This is a genomic window from Mycobacterium asiaticum (genome assembly GCF_001668675.1).
Classification (GTDB): Bacteria; Actinomycetota; Actinomycetes; order Mycobacteriales; family Mycobacteriaceae; genus Mycobacterium; species Mycobacterium asiaticum_D.
Genome location: NZ_LZKQ01000221.1, coordinates 1 through 16,353, shown reverse-complemented (window position 1 = coordinate 16,353; position 16,353 = coordinate 1). Strand labels below are relative to the sequence as shown.

Here is a 16,353-nt window from a genome sequence, read left to right as displayed (position 1 = left end):
GGTTTTCACGCCAAAACTTGTCAGACCCTCCTGTCAGGATGGGGTCATGTCCTCGATCTCTTCGCCGCCGGTGGGGCGGGGTTCGAGTTTGACCGCGGTGCGTAACTGGTTGACCGTGGCCACCGCCGCCAACTGCGCGTAATGGGCATCGGAGCCCTCACCGGCGCGGGCGGCGATGACCCCGACCTGATCCAGCGACAGCCGTCCTTCCCGCAGCCCGGCCGCGCACTGCGGGAACTCCTCAAGCCGGCGCGCGATGGTGGTGATCGTTTTCGCGTTCGCCGACGATAGGGCCATCTTCCAGCCCATCACCATCTCCAGCGAACGCGCCCCGGTCATGCCCCACAACTCGTCGCGTTCGAGTTCGGCGGCGATCTCCACCAGCCGCCCATCAATGGCATTACGCTGCCCGGCCAACTCCGCCAACTCCTCGAACAACACCTCCAACCGATCCATAGGCCGCAGCCCCACCGGCGGCGAAGAGATCGAGGACATGACCCCATCCTGACAGGAGGGTCTGACAAGTTTTGGCGTGAAAACCTCAGCAGCGGCTGGCTTCCCGGATTTTCTTCCGATTCTGTTCGCTGCGTTTGCTCCGAGACTTGCGGCTCGGCACGACGACGGGCAGATGTTGGGCCGGTTGTTTGGCTGTCAGGCGGCGAGACACCTCTGCGACCGACAGTCTCGACTCCTCGGACAGTCGCTTGAGCAACACGAACGCGTCCGCGTCGTTGACGTCGTAGCGTTCCATCAGGACGCCCTTGGCCTGGCCGATCATGTCGTGGGACGTGACGACGCGGTGTAGCTGGTGCTGCGCGCGCACGTGGCCCCAGGCGAAGGCGCCGTGGATGGCGAAGATGGAGACAATCTCGCCGGCTTCGGCGCCGAATGCTCGGGGCCGTTCGGCGAAGACACTCAGCGCGGCCGTTATGTGCTGGTCCGGGACCAGCGGCAACGACAGCTGTGACCGCACCGATGTCCTGGCCAGTGCGTCGCGGCGGTAGAGCGGCCACCGTCCGTCGGTCGCCAGGTCGTCGACCCGGATGGTGCGCCGGCCCCGGGCCGCATCCAGCGCGGGTCCTTGCGCGTACCGCTTCTGCAGTGCGTCCAGAACGGCCGGCGGTGTGTCGATGGCGGCGGCCGTCTGCAGCTGCCCCCGTCGGTGCAGCACCGTGATGCCCGCGCACTTCGCAGCGGGTACGTAATGGACGGCTGCGCTGACCAACTCGTAGACGAAGGCGTTGACGTCGTCGCCGTAGCGCTCACAGATGGTGCGCATATGCTTCGCCATCTCGAGCTGAAAACCGTTGCGGCTGGTGTCGATCACAGGAATCTCCCTTGGCTGCTCGCCCGCCCCCAGGTACCCGGATTGCGGTCGGGCAAACATGCTCGGGAGGTTCGGACTTAGCCGCTGGTCGACACCAGGGCGCCGTCCTTGGCCGACTCGGTCGTCGGAGAAGGCCACGGCGACGGAACCGGCCGCTGCCGCACCCGTTGCGGCCACCAGAACCACTTGCCCAGCAGCGCGGCGATCGACGGCGTCATCAACGACCGCACGATCAGCGTGTCGAACAACAGGCCGAGTCCGATGGTCGTGCCGACCTGGCCGATCACCGTCAGCTCGCTGACCGCCATCGTCATCATCGTGAACGCGAACACCAAGCCCGCCGAGGTCACCACCGACCCCGTGCCGCCCATCGCCCGGATGATGCCGGTATTGAGGCCGGCATGGATCTCTTCTTTGAACCGGGACACCAGCAGCAGGTTGTAGTCGGCGCCCACGGCCAGCAGGATGATCACCGACATCGCCAGCACCATCCAGTGCAGCTCGATCCCGATCAAGTGCTGCCAGATCAACACCGAAAGCCCGAAAGACGCACCCAGCGAGAGCAATACGGTCCCCACGATCACAGCCGAAGCCACCACGCTGCGCGTGAGGATCAGCATGATGATGAAAATCAGGCACATCGAAGCGATTCCGGCGATCAGCAGGTCGTAGTTGCTGCCTTCCTGCATGTCCTTGAAGGTCGCCGCGGTCCCGCCGAGAAGGATCTTCGATCCCTCCATCGGGGTGCCCTTGAGTGCCTCGTAAGCGGCCTTCTTGATCGCGTCGATATGCGAAATGCCTTCTGGCGACATCGGATCACCGTCGTGGCTGATGATGAAACGCACGGCGTGACCGTCCGGAGAAATGAAGTTCTTCATACCCTTCTTGAATTCGGGGTTGTCGAACGTCTCCGGAGGCAGGTAGAACGAGTCGTCGTTCTTGGACGCGTCGAAGGCCCTGCCCATCGCGGCGGAGTCGCGCTGTGCCCGCTGCTGCTGTTCCAGCAGACCCTTCTGGGTCGAATACATGGTCAGCATCATGGTTTTCATGTTCTTCATGTTCTGGATCATCTCGGGCATCAGCGCCACCATCTTCGGCATCAGCGTGTCCAGATGATCCATCACCGGCAGCAGGCTCTGGATGTCGTCGGTCATCGTGTCGATGCCGTCCAAGGCGTCGAACACCGACCGCAACGAGAAGCACACCGGAATGTCGTAGCAGTGCTTCTCCCAGTAGAAGTACGAGCGGATCGGCCGGAAAAAGTCCTCGAAATCGGCCATGTGATCGCGTAATTCGGCGACGTCGATCGTCATCGAGTGCATCTTGCCGACCATCACGTGCATGTCGTTGGCCATCTGCGTGGTGATGCTTTGCATCTGCTCCATGCTGTTGATGGTCGTCTGCATCTCGTCGGACTGCTTGAGCATGTCGGCGATCTGATCTTCTTGGTACTTCTGCGTCATCTGCTGGCTGACGCCCTGCATGCTGATCTGGAAGGGGATCGACGTGTGCTCGATCGGCGTGCCCTCCGGCCGCGTGATGGCCTGCACGCGACTGATTCCGGGGACCCGGAAAATCGCCTTCGCGATCTTGTCGATGACCAGGAAGTCCGCGGAATTGCGCAAATCGTGGTCGCTTTCGATCATCAGCAGCTCGGGGTTCATCCGCGCCTTGGAGAAGTGCCGATCGGCTGCGGCGTAACCGGCGTTCGCCGGCAGATCCGCGGGCAGGTAGTTGCGGTCGTTGTAGTTCGTCCGGTAGCCGGGCAGGGTGAGCAAGCCGACGAGCGCAATCCCTACCGTCAGGACCAGGACGGGCCCGGGCCACCGAACGACGAGCGCGCCGATCTTGCGCCAGCCGCGGATTCGCTGCGCGCGCTTGGGCTCCAGAGTCTGGCGGAAGCGCGACGCCACCGAGATGACCGCGGGCCCAAGCGTCAGCGCCGCGAACACCACCACGACCATACCGATGGCGAGCGGAACGCCTAGCGTCTGGAAATACGGAAGGTTGGTGAAGTGCAGGCAGAATGTGGCGCCGGCGATGGTCAGGCCCGACCCGAGCACGACATGCGCCGTTCCGCCAAACATCGTGTAGTAGGCGTCTTCTCGCGATTCACCGACCGCCCGGGCTTCCTGATACCGGCCGATCAAGAAGATCGCATAGTCCGTGGCAGCCGCGATCGCCAGCGTCACCAGCAGGTTGCAGGCGAAGGTGGAGAGCCCAATGATGTTGTGGTAGCCCAGGAACGCGACCGCACCGCGGGCGGCGGCCAACTCGAACACGACCATCGCCAGCGTCAGCAACACCGTGACGATCGACCGGTAAACCATCAGCAGCATCGCGATGATCACCAGGAATGTGACGGCCGTGATCACCTGCAGACTGCGGTCTCCGGCCAGATGCTGGTCGGCCTCCAGAGCCGAGGGGCCGGTGACGAAAGCCTTGACCCCGTTGGGCGGGTGAACGCTTTTCACGATGTCCTGGACGGCCTCAACCGAGTCGTTGGCCTTGGTCTCACCCATGTTTCCGACGAGGTAGACCTGGACGTAGGCGGCTTTGCCGTCATTGCTTTGGGCGCCGGCTCCGGTGAGCGGATCGCTCCAGAAGTCCTGGACGTGCTCGACGTGCTCGCGGTCAGCCTCGAGCTTTCGGACGATCTGGTCGTAGTAGGCATGCGCGTCGGCGCCGAGTGCGTTTTGGCCCTCCAGCACGATCATCACCGAGCTGTTGGACTTGTACTCCTTGAACACCTCGCCAACGCGCTTGGTCGCGATCACCGATTGCGCGTCGTCCGGGCTCATCGACACCGAACGCATCTTCCCGACTTCGTCGAGCTGGGGGACGACGACATTCAGCAGCGCGATCAGCGCGATCCAGCCGAGAATGATCAGCACCGCAAACTTGCGGATGAAGTGCGGGATCCTCTCGCGCGCCGCGTGCTTGGCGACGGGGATGGAATCGGTTGGCGCGTCGTGGGTAGCGGTGCTCATGCGGATTTCACCAAGCAGGAGGTCAGGGCGTGCACGCCGGTGGCTGTTTGCTCGTCTTTGACTTCGTCATCGACGGTGATGCGGCACCCGAGGAAGTCGCCCTCGCTTTGCGCCGAGATATTCGGGAACACCGAGGGTGCCGTGGTGCTCAGCACCAACGTCCACGGCAGCGGGGCGTTGTCCAACCGCTGGGGCGAGGCGCTGAGGTCGAGGTAGTTGACATTGGCCCGACCGGCCGAGCCGAAGATCTCGTACTTGACGACCTTGGGCTTGAATGGCTTCGAGTCGTCCACCTTCGAGCTGGTCAGAGTGTCCTCCTGGTCGAGGGCGTAGAACGACTTGACGCGGGCCACGGCAAAACCGCCGATGACCACGACGGCCACGATCAATAGCGGCAACCAGGCGTTACGCACGATTCTCGTCATGAGCTACCCGGTCCTTTCCTGGCGTGGCCGTGCCGTCGAGTCACATTGCGTGAGAACGTTTTACAAGCGTTTTAGAAGCGGTAGTGCGGGGCAGTGCAGCGCAAAAGGGCCCGATGCGCTACGCCGGATTGCTTCGGAATACCGAGGCAGGGTCGAGTACCGCGGCCGGACCATGGGTACATGATCTGCATATTTTGCAGACTATGCAAGTTTGTGTGTCGCTGGTCACGCTCTCATTTGCTGAAGATGCTGTTGACCAGCGCGGCAGCTCGCTCGACGTAGGGCATCGGCGTGTCTTCGGCGTCCTGCGCATCGCTGCTGGACCAGCGTTCTATACCCGAACGCACTGCCGTCAAAGCCAAAGCGGCGATCAGAGCGGGAATCTCGTCGTCGGAGTTCATGCCCTGGCGCTTTGCGACGATGTCGGCCAGGTGCGTCTGGAAGCGTTCGAGGTCCGCCAGGAACGCCGCCAACACGGCCGGTGTCGTTTTCGCCAGATCCAGCATGCACACCGCCTGTTCGCGTTCGGGTGGCATGTCGCGCAGATGGTGTGCGGCCAGGGTGATGAGTTCGGCAAGCACCACCGAGTAGGGCGCCGGCCCGGCGGCGACGAATTCGGCGGCCAGCTCGGGCGGCAGGTCGGACGGGCCGTAGGCGATCGCGGCTTCCTTGTTGGGGAAGTAGTTGAAGAACGTGCGGGTCGAAATGCCAGCTTGGACGCAGATTTCCTCGACGGTCACCTTGTCCCAGCCCCGCGCTTGGGCCAGCCGCACGGCGGCGCCCCGGATATCCGCGCTGGTCTGGCGGCGGCGACGCTCGCGAAGACCTAACTGAGTCGACATAACACCCAATATTTGCACGAAATGCACACTTTGCATTCATTCAGTGCTCGGGATTACTTCCCCGGGGTTTGCCGCGGGCATGGCGGCGGCGATACTCGAGGGGGACGTTCCTGGACGAAGAGGAGATGAAAGTGCCTCGAATCGCGCGGTCGGCGGCGTTTGCTGACATCCCGACGCAGGACCTGGGCCAAGGGGACCGGATCAACCTCGGAGTTGCCGGGATCATGAGTCGCCTGCCGGGCGTCGCCGAGGCGCTCGGCAACCTGACGGCCGCGCTACGCGGCAACGGCACTCTGCCGCCGCGGCTTCTCGAGCTGGTGCGGTTGCGCATCGCCTTCTTCAACCAGTGCCGAAGCTGCATCGCCGTGCGGTACGAGAGTGCCATCGCCGACGGTCTGGACGAGGCGGCGGTCTGCTCGCTGGAGCGTCCCGCCGACGCGGAGAACCTCTCGGCCGCCGAGCGGTCGGCGCTGCGGTTCGCGGAGCTGTTCGCCACCGACCACCTGGCCATCGACCACGCCGTCTATGACGAGCTGCGTGAGCACTTCACCGAGGACCAGCTGGTGGAACTCGGCTTGCACTGCGCGATCGCGCTCGGCATCGGGCGGCTCTCGGCAACCTGGGATGTGACCGACGACCTACCGGAAGCTTCGGATGCGCAAGGCACTGTGGCGCCGTGGAATTCGGCCTCGGTGGTGGCGTCGGGCTGAGCGGGTCAGCGTTTGCCCCAGTCCCAGGGCGGCGTGGTCAGCAGGGTCTGCCCGCTGATTCGCGTTTCGCCGAAGTCCTTGTAGAGCTCGATCTCGACGGTGCCTTGGGCGCCGGTGTGGAGGGCTTCGCGCAGCGCGGCCGAGTGGGTGACGACCACCACCTGGGTGTGGTCGGCCGCGATGCGAATCAGCGACGCCAGCGGGCCGACCAGGCTGGGGTGCAGCGAGGTCTCGGGCTCGTTGAGCACCATCAGGGACGGCCGCTGCGGGCTGAGTAGCGCGGCGGCCCACAGCAGGAAACGCAATGTGCCGTCGGATAATTCGGCTGCTCGTAGCGGCCGGAGCATGCCGGGCTGCTGTAGCTGCAGATCGAACAGGCCGTTGCTGACATCGACGGTGATGGTGGCGCCGTCGAAGGCGTCGGCGATGATGCGACTCAGGTCGTCGAAGCCCGCTTCGATGATCGTCTGGATCGCCGCGGCGAGGTCTCGGCCGTCGTCGGAAAGCACCGGGGTGCGGGTGCCGACCTGCGGTTGGCGGGCCGGCGCGGCGGCGTCGACGCGGAAACCGTCGTAGAAGCGCCAGCCGCGCAGCCGCTCGCGCACGGCGGCGAGCTCCGGAAGCGCTTGCGGATGAGCGTATTCCGCGAGCACACTGCGATACGGCGGTAGGTTGCGGCAGAGTTCGTCGAACCCCGAATCCGCGCTGACTTCGGCGAATTCGCGGGTGCGGCGCACCAGGGTAGTGGCGCGCCGCAGCACCGGACCGGCGAACAGGACCTCGCGTTTGATCTCCGGGTCGCGGGCGAAGGCCGACCGGTAGCCGGCCATCTGCGGTATGCCGAGATCGACCAGATAGCCGAAATCGTCAGCGGCGAAACCGAGTTCGAGTGAGACCGGCCGGGTGCGCGTGGTGCCTTGGGCCTTGCCTTCCCGACGGGCGCCGCCGAGTTGCTCCGGACCGGCCCACAGCACCGATTCCAGCCCGCCCTCGCGGGCCAGCGAGCCGATGACCTCGCCGCGGCCACAGTCGGCCAGTAGGCGCAGCGCGCGGTAGACCGAGGACTTGCCGGTGCCGTTGGCGCCGGTGACGACGGAGAGCGTGCCCAGCGGCAGGATGAGTTCGCGCAGTGAGCGATATCCGCGCACCGCGACGGTCTGCAACATCCGTTTCTCCTATGTCAAGCCGCCGCGGTGTGGACTTGCACGTCGCTGTTCGTACGCCCATTGGATCATGAACGCGACGGTGAGCCGAAACGGCTTGGCACGATTTGGGTTAGAGACTCGCGAAGTCGCCGACGGCGGTCATCTTGTTGCCGTCCCATGCTGTGGCGAAGCCGCCGGCGGTGAACCCGCAGTTCAGGATGATGGCCCGGTGTGCAGGACTTGTCATCCACGAGTCGAGCGCTGCGTTGGGAGTAGCAGCGGATCCGGTGCCCCAATAGACGATCTCACCCGTGCGGCTGGCCCTGGTGTAGCCCGCTTCCGCGATACGCGCTTGCGGTAGCGAGCCGTCCGAACCGAGATGGCCGTTCACGGCGTTGGCCAACATGTCGTTGGCGTGCCGCTGTGCCGCCGCGGACAGACGCGGGTCCTCGGCGAGCGCTGGACATGCCGGGCGCAATCCGTTGACGCCGTTGTACAGCGCAGCGTCTGCGCGCGCGGGGCCGCTGGCAAGGGGGCTGAGAATCGTTGCGAGAACAGCACTCAACGAGATGGCGGCAATCTTGAATTTCATCGTCATGTTGCCTCGGGCCATATTCGCTTTGCTGCAGGTCAATGCTATCCAGGTTCGGCCTCGAGAGTCGAGGGCCAAGTGCTTGGCTATGCCAAACCCGCACCTAGCGTTACCCGTTGGTAGTGCCACTAAACGCGGCGGCGGTTCGGTCGGTCTTTAACGCCATGACAGCAGCAACGCGTCTGTGGAGGCCAACCTGCCGGCCCGCTTCCGCTTTCCACCCGGCACGTCGCTGGGTCAGGACAGTACGGGCGTCGTGTTACGGGCAGCGGACGCGTGTGCGACCGGGGCCACCTCGACACCCGGCCACCGCGTCGCGGCCGAAGGAAGGCATCTTCACCTCCGGCCAATCGCATTGACCGGCAACGCCAATGCCGCAGATCAATTCGGCTATGGCCGGATAAAGACCGTGCTTCCGCCAGGTACGGTGTAATCGATGTAGACCGGTTGCTGGAAGAAGGGCAAGAATCCAGTGTTCATCAGCCCTGACGAAATGACCGTCGGATCGTAACCGGGTGAGGTGAACTCGTACAGTTTCTCATTGCCGGTAGCGGCTGTGTAGAACGAATAGGTCCCTGCGGGCACGCTTGAGGCACCGCCAATCGCCGCGGACGGCATGGTCCCGAACACACCGCCGGAGTCAATAATCGATGGGACAGCTATGCGAGTTGTCCCGCCATCGGTCGACATGTACAGGGTCGTAATAGGGGATCCGCCCGGAACGACAATATTGTTTGGGCCCGCCATTGAGTTCGGCCCGAACTGCAACTGCTGTGCGGGCATGTTGACCAGCACGCCTTGATTGAGATTGCCCGGCAGCGAAGCGTTCGGAATGCTCGGGCCCGGACCCACCGCGTTCGGCCCGACACCCAGCACGCCGTCCACCCCGGCGGTCGCGAAGTAGGCGTCGAACGGAGTGGTGAACGGGTTCTTCAAGAACTCGGTGAAGTACGCATTGATCGCGAAAGGCGAAGTCGGGATCGACAACAGCACCACATTGACGCCCGTCGGCGAGGTGACGAGGCCGTTGCCGAAGTCCACCGTCGCCGGGAACGTCGCGTACAGGTAGGTCAGGCCGCCGCTGTAACCGCTGATGTTCAATCCGGTGGGCAAGCCCATCCTTAGCAGCCCCAGCGGCCCGCCGACGTCTTGCATTTGGACGACCAGGCCGCGGGACCCGGTGTCCACCAGAATGGGTCCGGTTTGATGGCCGTTGAGCGAGAGGTTCACCGTCGGCTCGGTGACCGCAACGGTCGGCATCGGCACGGTCTTTCCGTCCCAACCCGCACCGCTGAACCCGGGGTTGCCCCACAGTAAGCCAGGAGCGCCTCCTGGGCCCCCGAGACCGCGGTTCACCCCCGAAATACCGCCACCGGTCCCACCGGGACCGCCGTTGCCGATCAAACCGGCTGCACCGCCAGCACCACCTGCTGCGCCTGGGGTGGATGGCGAGTAACCAGCGCCCCCGTTGCCCCACAGGATCCCGCCGGCTCCGCCGTTCGGGTTCGCGGCGGTACCAGGCGCGCCGTCACCGATCAGCGGCCGTCCCAGCAGGAACTGCGTGGGCGCGTTGATCACTCCGAGAACTGGGTCCAGCACAGATGCGGCCGCCGCCTCGGCGGACGCATACGAGCCGGATGCGGCGTTCAGGGCCGTCACGAACTGCTGATGGAACGCACTCACCTGAGCGTTCACCAATTGGAACTCGTCGCCGAACTCACCGAACAGCGTCGCTATCGCGGTCGAGACCTCGTCGGCCGCGGCCGCTGCCAGCCCGGTGGTGGGAGCCGCTGCCGCCGCGCTCGCGCTGGTGAGCGCCGAACCGATGCCTTGCAGATCCGCTGTGGCCGCACTCAGCCAATCGGGAGCAACGGCTAGAAACGACACGTAGGCCCCCCTATAACGTCGAATAGCGCCCTGTGCCGCAAATCCTATCCAGTTCCCGCCCCGGCATCTCGGCTTTCGGGCACACCGATTGTTACCGCTCGGTGACGCCGGTGGCCAGGCGGGTCGCCGTTACAGCGCGGCCAGGATGGCGTCCACCCGGTCGCGGGCGTCGCCGAACAGCATCGCGGTGTTGTCTCGGAAGAACAGCGGGTTCTGTACCCCGGCATACCCGGAGGCCATGGACCGTTTGAACACGATCACGTTGTCGGCCTCCCAGACCGTCAGCACCGGCATGCCCGCGATGGGGCTGCTGGGGTCTTCGGCCGCGGCGGGGTTGACCGTGTCGTTGGCGCCGATGACCAGGACCACCGACGTGTCGCCGAAGTCGTCGTTGATCTCGTCCATCTCCAGCACGATGTCGTAGGGCACCTTCGCCTCGGCCAGCAGCACGTTCATGTGGCCGGGCAGGCGACCCGCGACGGGGTGGATGCCGAACCGGACGTTCACGCCGCGGGCGCGCAGCCGGCGGGTCAGTTCGGCGACGCCGTTCTGGGCCTGGGCGACGGCCATCCCGTAGCCCGGGGTGATGATGACCGTGTCGGCCGAGCCGAGCAGCTCGGCGACGCTTTCGGCGGTGGTCTCGCGGTGCTCGCCGTAGTCCTTGTCGCTGGCCGGTCCGGCCTCGATGCCGAAGCCGCCGGCGATCACCGAGATGAAGGACCGGTTCATCGCCTTGCACATGATGTAGGACAGGTAGGCACCGGACGAGCCGACCAGCGCACCGGTGATGATCAGCAGGTCATTGCTGAGCAGGAAGCCGGACGCGGCCGCAGCCCAACCGGAGTAGCTGTTCAGCATAGACACCACGACGGGCATGTCGCCGCCACCGATCGAGGCCACCAGGTGCCACCCCAGCAGCAGCGCCAGCACGGTCACCGCGGCGAGCAGCCAGATCGTCGGGTCGATCACGAACCACACCGTCAGCGCGGCGAACACCACCAGCGCGCCGACATTCAGGAAGTTCTTCCCCGGCAGCATCATCGGGGCGGACTTGATCCGCGCCGAGAGCTTGAGGTTGGCCACGATCGAGCCGGTGAACGTCACCGCACCGATGAACACGCCGATCACGACCTCGGCCGAGTGGATGCCGGCCAGGCCTTCGGCGCGCAGGGCGACCGCGTCGGCGCCGTGGGGATGGCCCTCGATGTGCAGGTAACCGTTCCACCCGACTAGCACCGCGGCCAGACCGACAAACGAGTGCAGCAGGGCGATCAGCTCGGGCATGCCGGTCATCTCGACCACCCGGGCCCGCCACAGGCCGATCGAGGCGCCGACCAGCACAGCCCCCACCAGCAGCGCCACGCCCAGCGGCTTGATGCTGTGGTGCAGCGCCAGCGCGATGGTGGCGACCAGGGCCACGGCCATCCCGACGGTGCCGAAGGTGTTGCCGGCCCGGGACGTCTCGTGCCGCGACAGCCCGGCTAGGGCCAGGATGAACAGCAGGGCCGCGACGACGTACGCCGCGGTGGCGGTGGTTTCTACCGTGAACAAAGGAAATCCTCCGGTTGGGCGCGCAGGCTCAGCTGCGCGAGAACATGGCCAGCATTCGCCGCGTCACCGCGAAGCCGCCGAAGATGTTGATGCTGGCCAGCAGGATCGCCACGGCCGATACCACGGTGATCGCGAGGTCGTCTTTGCCGATCTGCAGCAGGGCGCCCAGCACGATGATCCCCGAGATGGCGTTCGTCACCGACATCAGCGGTGTGTGCAGCGCGTGGTGCACGTGCCCGATGACGTAGTAGCCGATCACGATCGCCAGCGCGAATACCGTCAAATGCACCTGCAACGCCGCAGGCGACAGCGCGATCAGGGCAAACAGCACCGCGGCGGCCGCGAAAGCAGTGCCCAGGCGGCGTCCGGTCGACATCGGCTTCTTGGCCTGGGACTGCTTGGCCGGTTCGGCGGGCGTCGTGGTGGCCGGCGCCGCGGACACCTGCACCGGCGGTGGCGGCCAGGTCTTTTCCCCGTTGCGGACCACCGTCATCGAGCGCTGCACGACGTCGTCGAAGTCCAGGATGAGCTGGCCGTCCTTCTCCGGGGTCATGAGCTTGAGCAGGTTGACCAGGTTGGTCCCGTACAGCTGCGAGGACTGCGCGGGTAGCCGGCCGGCCAGGTCGGTGTAGCCGATGATCGTCACGTCGTTGTCGGTGACGACCTTCTGGTCCTTGACGGTGCCCTCGACGTTGCCGCCGTTGGCCGCGGCCATGTCGACGATCACGCTGCCCGGCTTCATCGAGGCGACCATGTCCGCGGTGATGATGCGCGGCGCGGGCTTACCGGGGATCAGCGCCGTGGTGATGATGATGTCGACGTCCTTGCACTGCTCCTCATAGAGCCGCGCCTCGCGGGCCTTGTAGTCGTCGCTCATCTCCTTGGCGTAGCCGGTGGCGGAGACCTCGGCTTCCTCGGATTCGATCGAAAGGTATTCACCGCCAAGGGATTTCACCTGATCGGCGACCTCAGGCCGGGGGTCGGTGGCGCGCACGATGGCGCCGAGGCTGCCCGCGGACCCGATCGCGGACAGTCCGGCGACGCCCGCCCCGACGACGAGCACCTTGGCGGGCGGCACCTTGCCGGCTGCGGTCACCTGGCCGGTGAAGAACCAGCCGAACGCGTGGGCCGCCTCGACTACGGCGCGGTAGCCGGCGATGTTGGCCATCGACGACAGCACGTCGAGCGACTGCGCCCGCGAGATCCGCGGCACGGCGTCCATGGCCAGAACGGTGATCGGGCGTCCCGTCAGCTTGTCGACCAGTTCCGGTTGCAGCGCGGGGGAGATGAGGCTGACCAGTGTGGCGCCCTCGCGCAAGGCGTTGATCTCGTCGTCGTTTGGCTGGTTCACCTTCAAGACGACGTCGGCGCCCCACGTCTGCTCGAACGAACCGATCTCGGCGCCGGCGGCGACGTAGGCGTCGTCGGGGAAGCTCGCCGCGGCACCGGCCTGGGATTCGACAATCACCCCGTAGCCGAGCTTGATGAGCTGTCCCACGGTCTGCGGCGTGGCGGCGACGCGCGTCTCACCAGGGAGGGACTCGCGGGGTATTCCGATGATCACTTGCTTCGGTCCGTTCGGTGGGTTGAGCTTTTCAAATCGCCGCAAAGCCTACGGCAGGCGGCCATGCCCCCAAAAACAGCGCCACTGGCCCGTTAACCTCGGAAGGCCGGACGCCGACGGGGGGAGGGGATTTGTCCGCGATACCTGTGATCGCGCTCACCGGACACCTCGGCGCGGGCAAGACCACCCTGCTCAACCACCTGCTGCGCACCCCCGACACCCGCATCGGCGTCGTCGTCAACGACTTCGGCGAACTCAACATCGACGCCGGCCTGGTAGCCGGGCAGATCGACGAGCCGGCGTCGATCGCCGGCGGATGCATCTGCTGCCTGCCCGACGACGGCGGCCTCGAGGACGCGCTGGTCAAGCTCGCCGACCCGGCGCGACGCCTGGACGCGATCATCGTCGAAGCCAGCGGCCTGGCCGACCCGGTGGCGATCGCCCGGCTCATCGGCTTCAGCAGGGTTTCCGGGGTGCGGCCCGGCGGGCTCGTCGACGTCATCGATGCGGTGAACCACTTCGACACCGTCGACCGCACCGAGTTGCCGCCCGCGCGGTACGGCGCGGCGTCGTTGATCGTGGTCAACAAGCTGGACCAGATTCCGGTGGATCAGCGCGCGGCTGTGCTGGAGCGGGTCAAAGACCGTGTGTCTGCACGTAATCCGCGGGTGCATGTGGTGGGCACCACGGTTGGCCGGATCGATCCGGCGCTGCTGTTCGACTCCTCGGACGCCGCGGTGCAGTTCGGGCAGCTGTCGTTCCGCGAGCTGCTGCTGGACGCCTCGGATCTCGACCACGCCCACGATCACGTCGCGGCCGACGCCGTGACCGTCAGCAGCAGCGGCTGCGTCGACGTGGATGCGCTGATCGATCTGCTGGAGCGGCCGCCATCTGGGGTTTTCCGGCTCAAAGGCGTTGTGGCGGTGCGGCAGCGGACCCGGGTGCGCAATTACGTCGTCAATGTGGTGGGCAGTGCGGTCCATATCGGTTCGGCGCCGGCGTCGGCGGTGCCCAATTGTCTGGTCGCCATCGGGATGGATTTGAAGACCGAGTCCGTACGCGCGGAGCTTGGTGCGGCGCTTCGGCCCGCTACCGGTTCGTCGGAAGCCGGCCTGCGGCGGCTGCAGCGGTATCGGCGGTCCAGCTTCTAACGGGGATCAGCGGCCCAATGCTGCCTTCTCAACACCGAAGTTGCTCGCCGCTGACCACCTCGCGCAGAGGACAGAGGCAACCATGCGAATTACCACGCTCACCGGAGCGTACTCCCATTTGCCGCTGGTTATACTTTTCTTCGGCACCCGGGCGCCACCGCGTAAGTAGTCGTAATTTCTGCAAATGACCTGGAGCGGGTATTGAGCGACGAGATTTATTCCGCTTTGTCGCAGCTGGCGCGCAGCTTACATAGTCAGCAGGACAGCGATTTCGACTCTGATCAACTGCTGCGTGAAGTCACCGAAATTGCCACGCAGATCCTGCCCGGGGTGGCCCACGCCGGCGTCGCACTGGTGGTGAATCGTCGGCGCCGGACGCTTGAGTCGGTTGCGGCCACCGGACCCGTTCCCAGAAGAATTGACGCGTTGCAGGACGAGCATCAGGAAGGGCCGTGCCTGGAATCGCTGTGGAATCAATACACGGTCCGCGTCGACGATTACGAAAACGAAACGCGCTGGCCTGAATTCGTCGCAGACTTGCTCGAACACACACCCGTACGCTCGAGTTTGTCAATTCAGTTGTACACCAATGAAAATGAGCTCGGGACCGTCAACCTGTATTCCGAAGAACCGGGCGCCTTTTCACCGGAAATCGAGGAACTGGCCCTGGCGCTAGCCGCGCAAGCAGCTATCGGACTCGCGGGCGCCCGCAGCAGTGATGAACTCCGAAGTGCCCTGGCATCGCGTGACATCATCGGCCAGGCCAAGGGCATCATCATGGAAAGTCAGCAAGTCAATTCGAGCGAAGCCTTCACGTTGCTCACGAAGCTCTCGCAGGAAACGAACACACCCGTGTACGAGGTCGCCCGCAAACTCGTATTCAGAGACCGGTCGCAGCCTTAGTTGCGGTCGTCGGGCAAGATACCCGGCGATGTCTTCCTCGCTCGGCGATGTGCTTGCCACCATGGACCTCGAACGGGTCGACCCGTGGCTCTTCGTCGGGCAACAATTGCCTGCACCGGCCAATCACATTCTGGGTGGGCACATCTCGGCTCAGGCGTTGTTGGCGGCCAGCTATACCGCGCCGGGCCGCGCCCCGCACAGCGTGCACACTTACTTCCTGCGGCCCGGCGACTCTCGTCTGCCGGTCGAATTCGAGGTGGTCGATCTGCAGGAGGGTCGCAGGTTCTCGGCGCGCCGGGTCACCGCTCGACAAGTGGGCAAGATCCTGATGGAGGCGATGTCGTCGTTCAAGGTCGCCGACCCGGAATCCGCTCAGGTGGTCTACCAGCCGCCGATGCCTACGGTGCCGCCACCGGAGTCGTTGCCGTGGATAGCCCCGCACATGGCCGAGTCGGACGAGCGCACCCCGGGCCGGTGGGCGAGCCTGCGCTGGTTCGAACGTCGCCTCGTCGACGCCGCCGAAGGGCCGCCCGCCCGATCGGCGATGTGGTGGCGACCCGATGGCGAAGTCCCCGACGATCCCGTGCTGACCGCGAGCCTGGTGGCCTACCTGTCGGCCGTGACGCTGACCGAGCCGGCGTTCGCGGCCCGCGGTGGCGTCGGGGATTCGTCGCAACGTGACCATTCGGTGTGGTTCCACGCTCCGGCGGTGTTGTCGGATTGGCTTCTGCTGGAACGATCTTCACCGAGCAGTGCGGACTCGCTCGCGCTCGCCAGTGGCACCATGTTCAACCGAAGCGGCGAGTTGGTGTGCACGGTGCGGCAGGAGATGTACTTCCCGCCGCACCGTGCCTTTAATTAGCGCTTAATGTGCAGCGGGCCGATGCCGATGAGGTTGTCGCCGACGAGGCCGATGCCCAGGTTGTGGTTGCCGATGTTGAAGTAGCCCTGGTTCCAGTTGCCTTGGTTGCCGATGCCGAAGGCGGTCAGGATCGATAGCGGCGGGCCGGAGTTGCCGATGCCGGTGTTGCCGATGCCGATGTTGAGGACGCCGTTGTTGGCGATGCCGACGTTGCGGGCACCGGCGTTGAACGCCCCGACCAGGTCGGTGCCGTTGTTGCCGATGCCGAAGCCGCCGAAGGTGGTGATCGGGTCGGTGGGGGTGAAGAACGGGCTGGTGTTGTTGATGCCGAAGTTCAGGGTTCCGGTGTTGAAGAAGCCGATGTTGCCTTCCCCGACATTGCCGTAGCCGAAGCTGGGGAACGT

13 protein-coding genes and 2 pseudogenes are annotated in these 16,353 nt (G+C 65.2%); 4 read left to right on the top strand and 11 right to left on the bottom strand.

Annotated elements, in window-relative coordinates; translation table 11 throughout:
* Window positions 1-72: 72 nt before the first annotated feature.
* The 5 genes and pseudogenes from A9X01_RS19090 to A9X01_RS19070 all read right to left on the bottom strand — a co-directional run.
* Window positions 73-495 (bottom strand): annotated as a pseudogene (locus A9X01_RS19090) (DUF222 domain-containing protein); the annotation flags it as partial.
* Window positions 496-541: 46 nt separating this feature from the next.
* Window positions 542-1,327 carry a GAF and ANTAR domain-containing protein gene (locus tag A9X01_RS19085; RefSeq protein WP_172832564.1) on the bottom strand — a complete coding sequence of 262 codons (786 nt, stop codon included), beginning with the start codon at window positions 1,325-1,327 and terminating at the stop codon, window positions 542-544.
* Window positions 1,328-1,404: 77 nt separating this feature from the next.
* Window positions 1,405-4,317: an MMPL/RND family transporter gene (locus A9X01_RS19080; protein ID WP_065122250.1), complete on the bottom strand. Its 2,913-nt coding sequence runs from the start codon at window positions 4,315-4,317 to the stop codon at window positions 1,405-1,407.
* Window positions 4,314-4,742, bottom strand: a complete 429-nt coding sequence (locus A9X01_RS19075) for an MmpS family transport accessory protein (RefSeq protein WP_172832563.1) — start codon at window positions 4,740-4,742, stop codon at window positions 4,314-4,316. Before A9X01_RS19075 ends, A9X01_RS19080 begins: the two co-directional genes overlap by 4 nt.
* 233 nt (window positions 4,743-4,975) lie before the next feature.
* Window positions 4,976-5,584, bottom strand: a complete 609-nt coding sequence (locus A9X01_RS19070; RefSeq protein ID WP_065037727.1) for a TetR family transcriptional regulator — start codon at window positions 5,582-5,584, stop codon at window positions 4,976-4,978.
* Window positions 5,585-5,709: 125 nt separating this feature from the next.
* Here A9X01_RS19070 and A9X01_RS19065 point away from each other — a divergent pair, with 125 nt between their 5' ends.
* On the top strand, window positions 5,710-6,294 hold the full coding sequence (locus A9X01_RS19065) for a carboxymuconolactone decarboxylase family protein (RefSeq protein WP_065122249.1): 585 nt from the start codon (window positions 5,710-5,712) through the stop codon (window positions 6,292-6,294).
* Window positions 6,295-6,299: 5 nt separating this feature from the next.
* Here the strand turns inward: A9X01_RS19065 and A9X01_RS19060 are convergent, their stop codons facing one another.
* From A9X01_RS19060 to A9X01_RS19040, 5 genes are all read right to left on the bottom strand, one after another.
* Window positions 6,300-7,460 carry an AAA family ATPase gene (locus A9X01_RS19060; RefSeq protein WP_065122248.1) on the bottom strand — a complete coding sequence of 387 codons (1,161 nt, stop codon included), beginning with the start codon at window positions 7,458-7,460 and terminating at the stop codon, window positions 6,300-6,302.
* Between the two features lie 109 nt (window positions 7,461-7,569).
* On the bottom strand, window positions 7,570-8,037 hold the full coding sequence (locus tag A9X01_RS19055; RefSeq protein WP_172832562.1) for a CAP domain-containing protein: 468 nt from the start codon (window positions 8,035-8,037) through the stop codon (window positions 7,570-7,572).
* A gap of 384 nt (window positions 8,038-8,421) precedes the next feature.
* Window positions 8,422-9,918 carry a PecA family PE domain-processing aspartic protease gene (locus tag A9X01_RS19050; RefSeq protein WP_065122247.1) on the bottom strand — a complete coding sequence of 499 codons (1,497 nt, stop codon included), beginning with the start codon at window positions 9,916-9,918 and terminating at the stop codon, window positions 8,422-8,424.
* A gap of 129 nt (window positions 9,919-10,047) precedes the next feature.
* Window positions 10,048-11,469 (bottom strand): Re/Si-specific NAD(P)(+) transhydrogenase subunit beta, encoded by a 1,422-nt coding sequence (gene pntB / locus A9X01_RS19045; RefSeq protein ID WP_065122246.1) that lies wholly within the window; start codon window positions 11,467-11,469, stop codon window positions 10,048-10,050.
* A 28-nt stretch (window positions 11,470-11,497) separates the two neighbouring features.
* Window positions 11,498-13,033: a Re/Si-specific NAD(P)(+) transhydrogenase subunit alpha gene (locus tag A9X01_RS19040; RefSeq protein ID WP_065122245.1), complete on the bottom strand. Its 1,536-nt coding sequence runs from the start codon at window positions 13,031-13,033 to the stop codon at window positions 11,498-11,500.
* A 131-nt stretch (window positions 13,034-13,164) separates the two neighbouring features.
* Here A9X01_RS19040 and A9X01_RS19035 point away from each other — a divergent pair, with 131 nt between their 5' ends.
* The 3 genes from A9X01_RS19035 to A9X01_RS19025 all read left to right on the top strand — a co-directional run bounded on the left by A9X01_RS19035 (window position 13,165) and on the right by A9X01_RS19025 (window position 15,949).
* Entirely contained in the window at window positions 13,165-14,184 is a 1,020-nt protein-coding gene (locus A9X01_RS19035; protein ID WP_065122244.1) for a CobW family GTP-binding protein, read from the top strand.
* A gap of 201 nt (window positions 14,185-14,385) precedes the next feature.
* A complete protein-coding gene (locus A9X01_RS19030) occupies window positions 14,386-15,087 on the top strand; it encodes a GAF and ANTAR domain-containing protein (protein WP_253849207.1) in 702 nt (233 codons plus the stop codon).
* Between the two features lie 28 nt (window positions 15,088-15,115).
* Window positions 15,116-15,949: an acyl-CoA thioesterase gene (locus A9X01_RS19025; RefSeq protein ID WP_065122242.1), complete on the top strand. Its 834-nt coding sequence runs from the start codon at window positions 15,116-15,118 to the stop codon at window positions 15,947-15,949.
* Here A9X01_RS19025 and A9X01_RS30610 read toward each other — a convergent pair.
* Window positions 15,946-16,353: pseudogene (locus A9X01_RS30610) on the bottom strand (hypothetical protein); the annotation flags it as partial. The gene A9X01_RS19025 and the pseudogene A9X01_RS30610 overlap by 4 nt on opposite strands.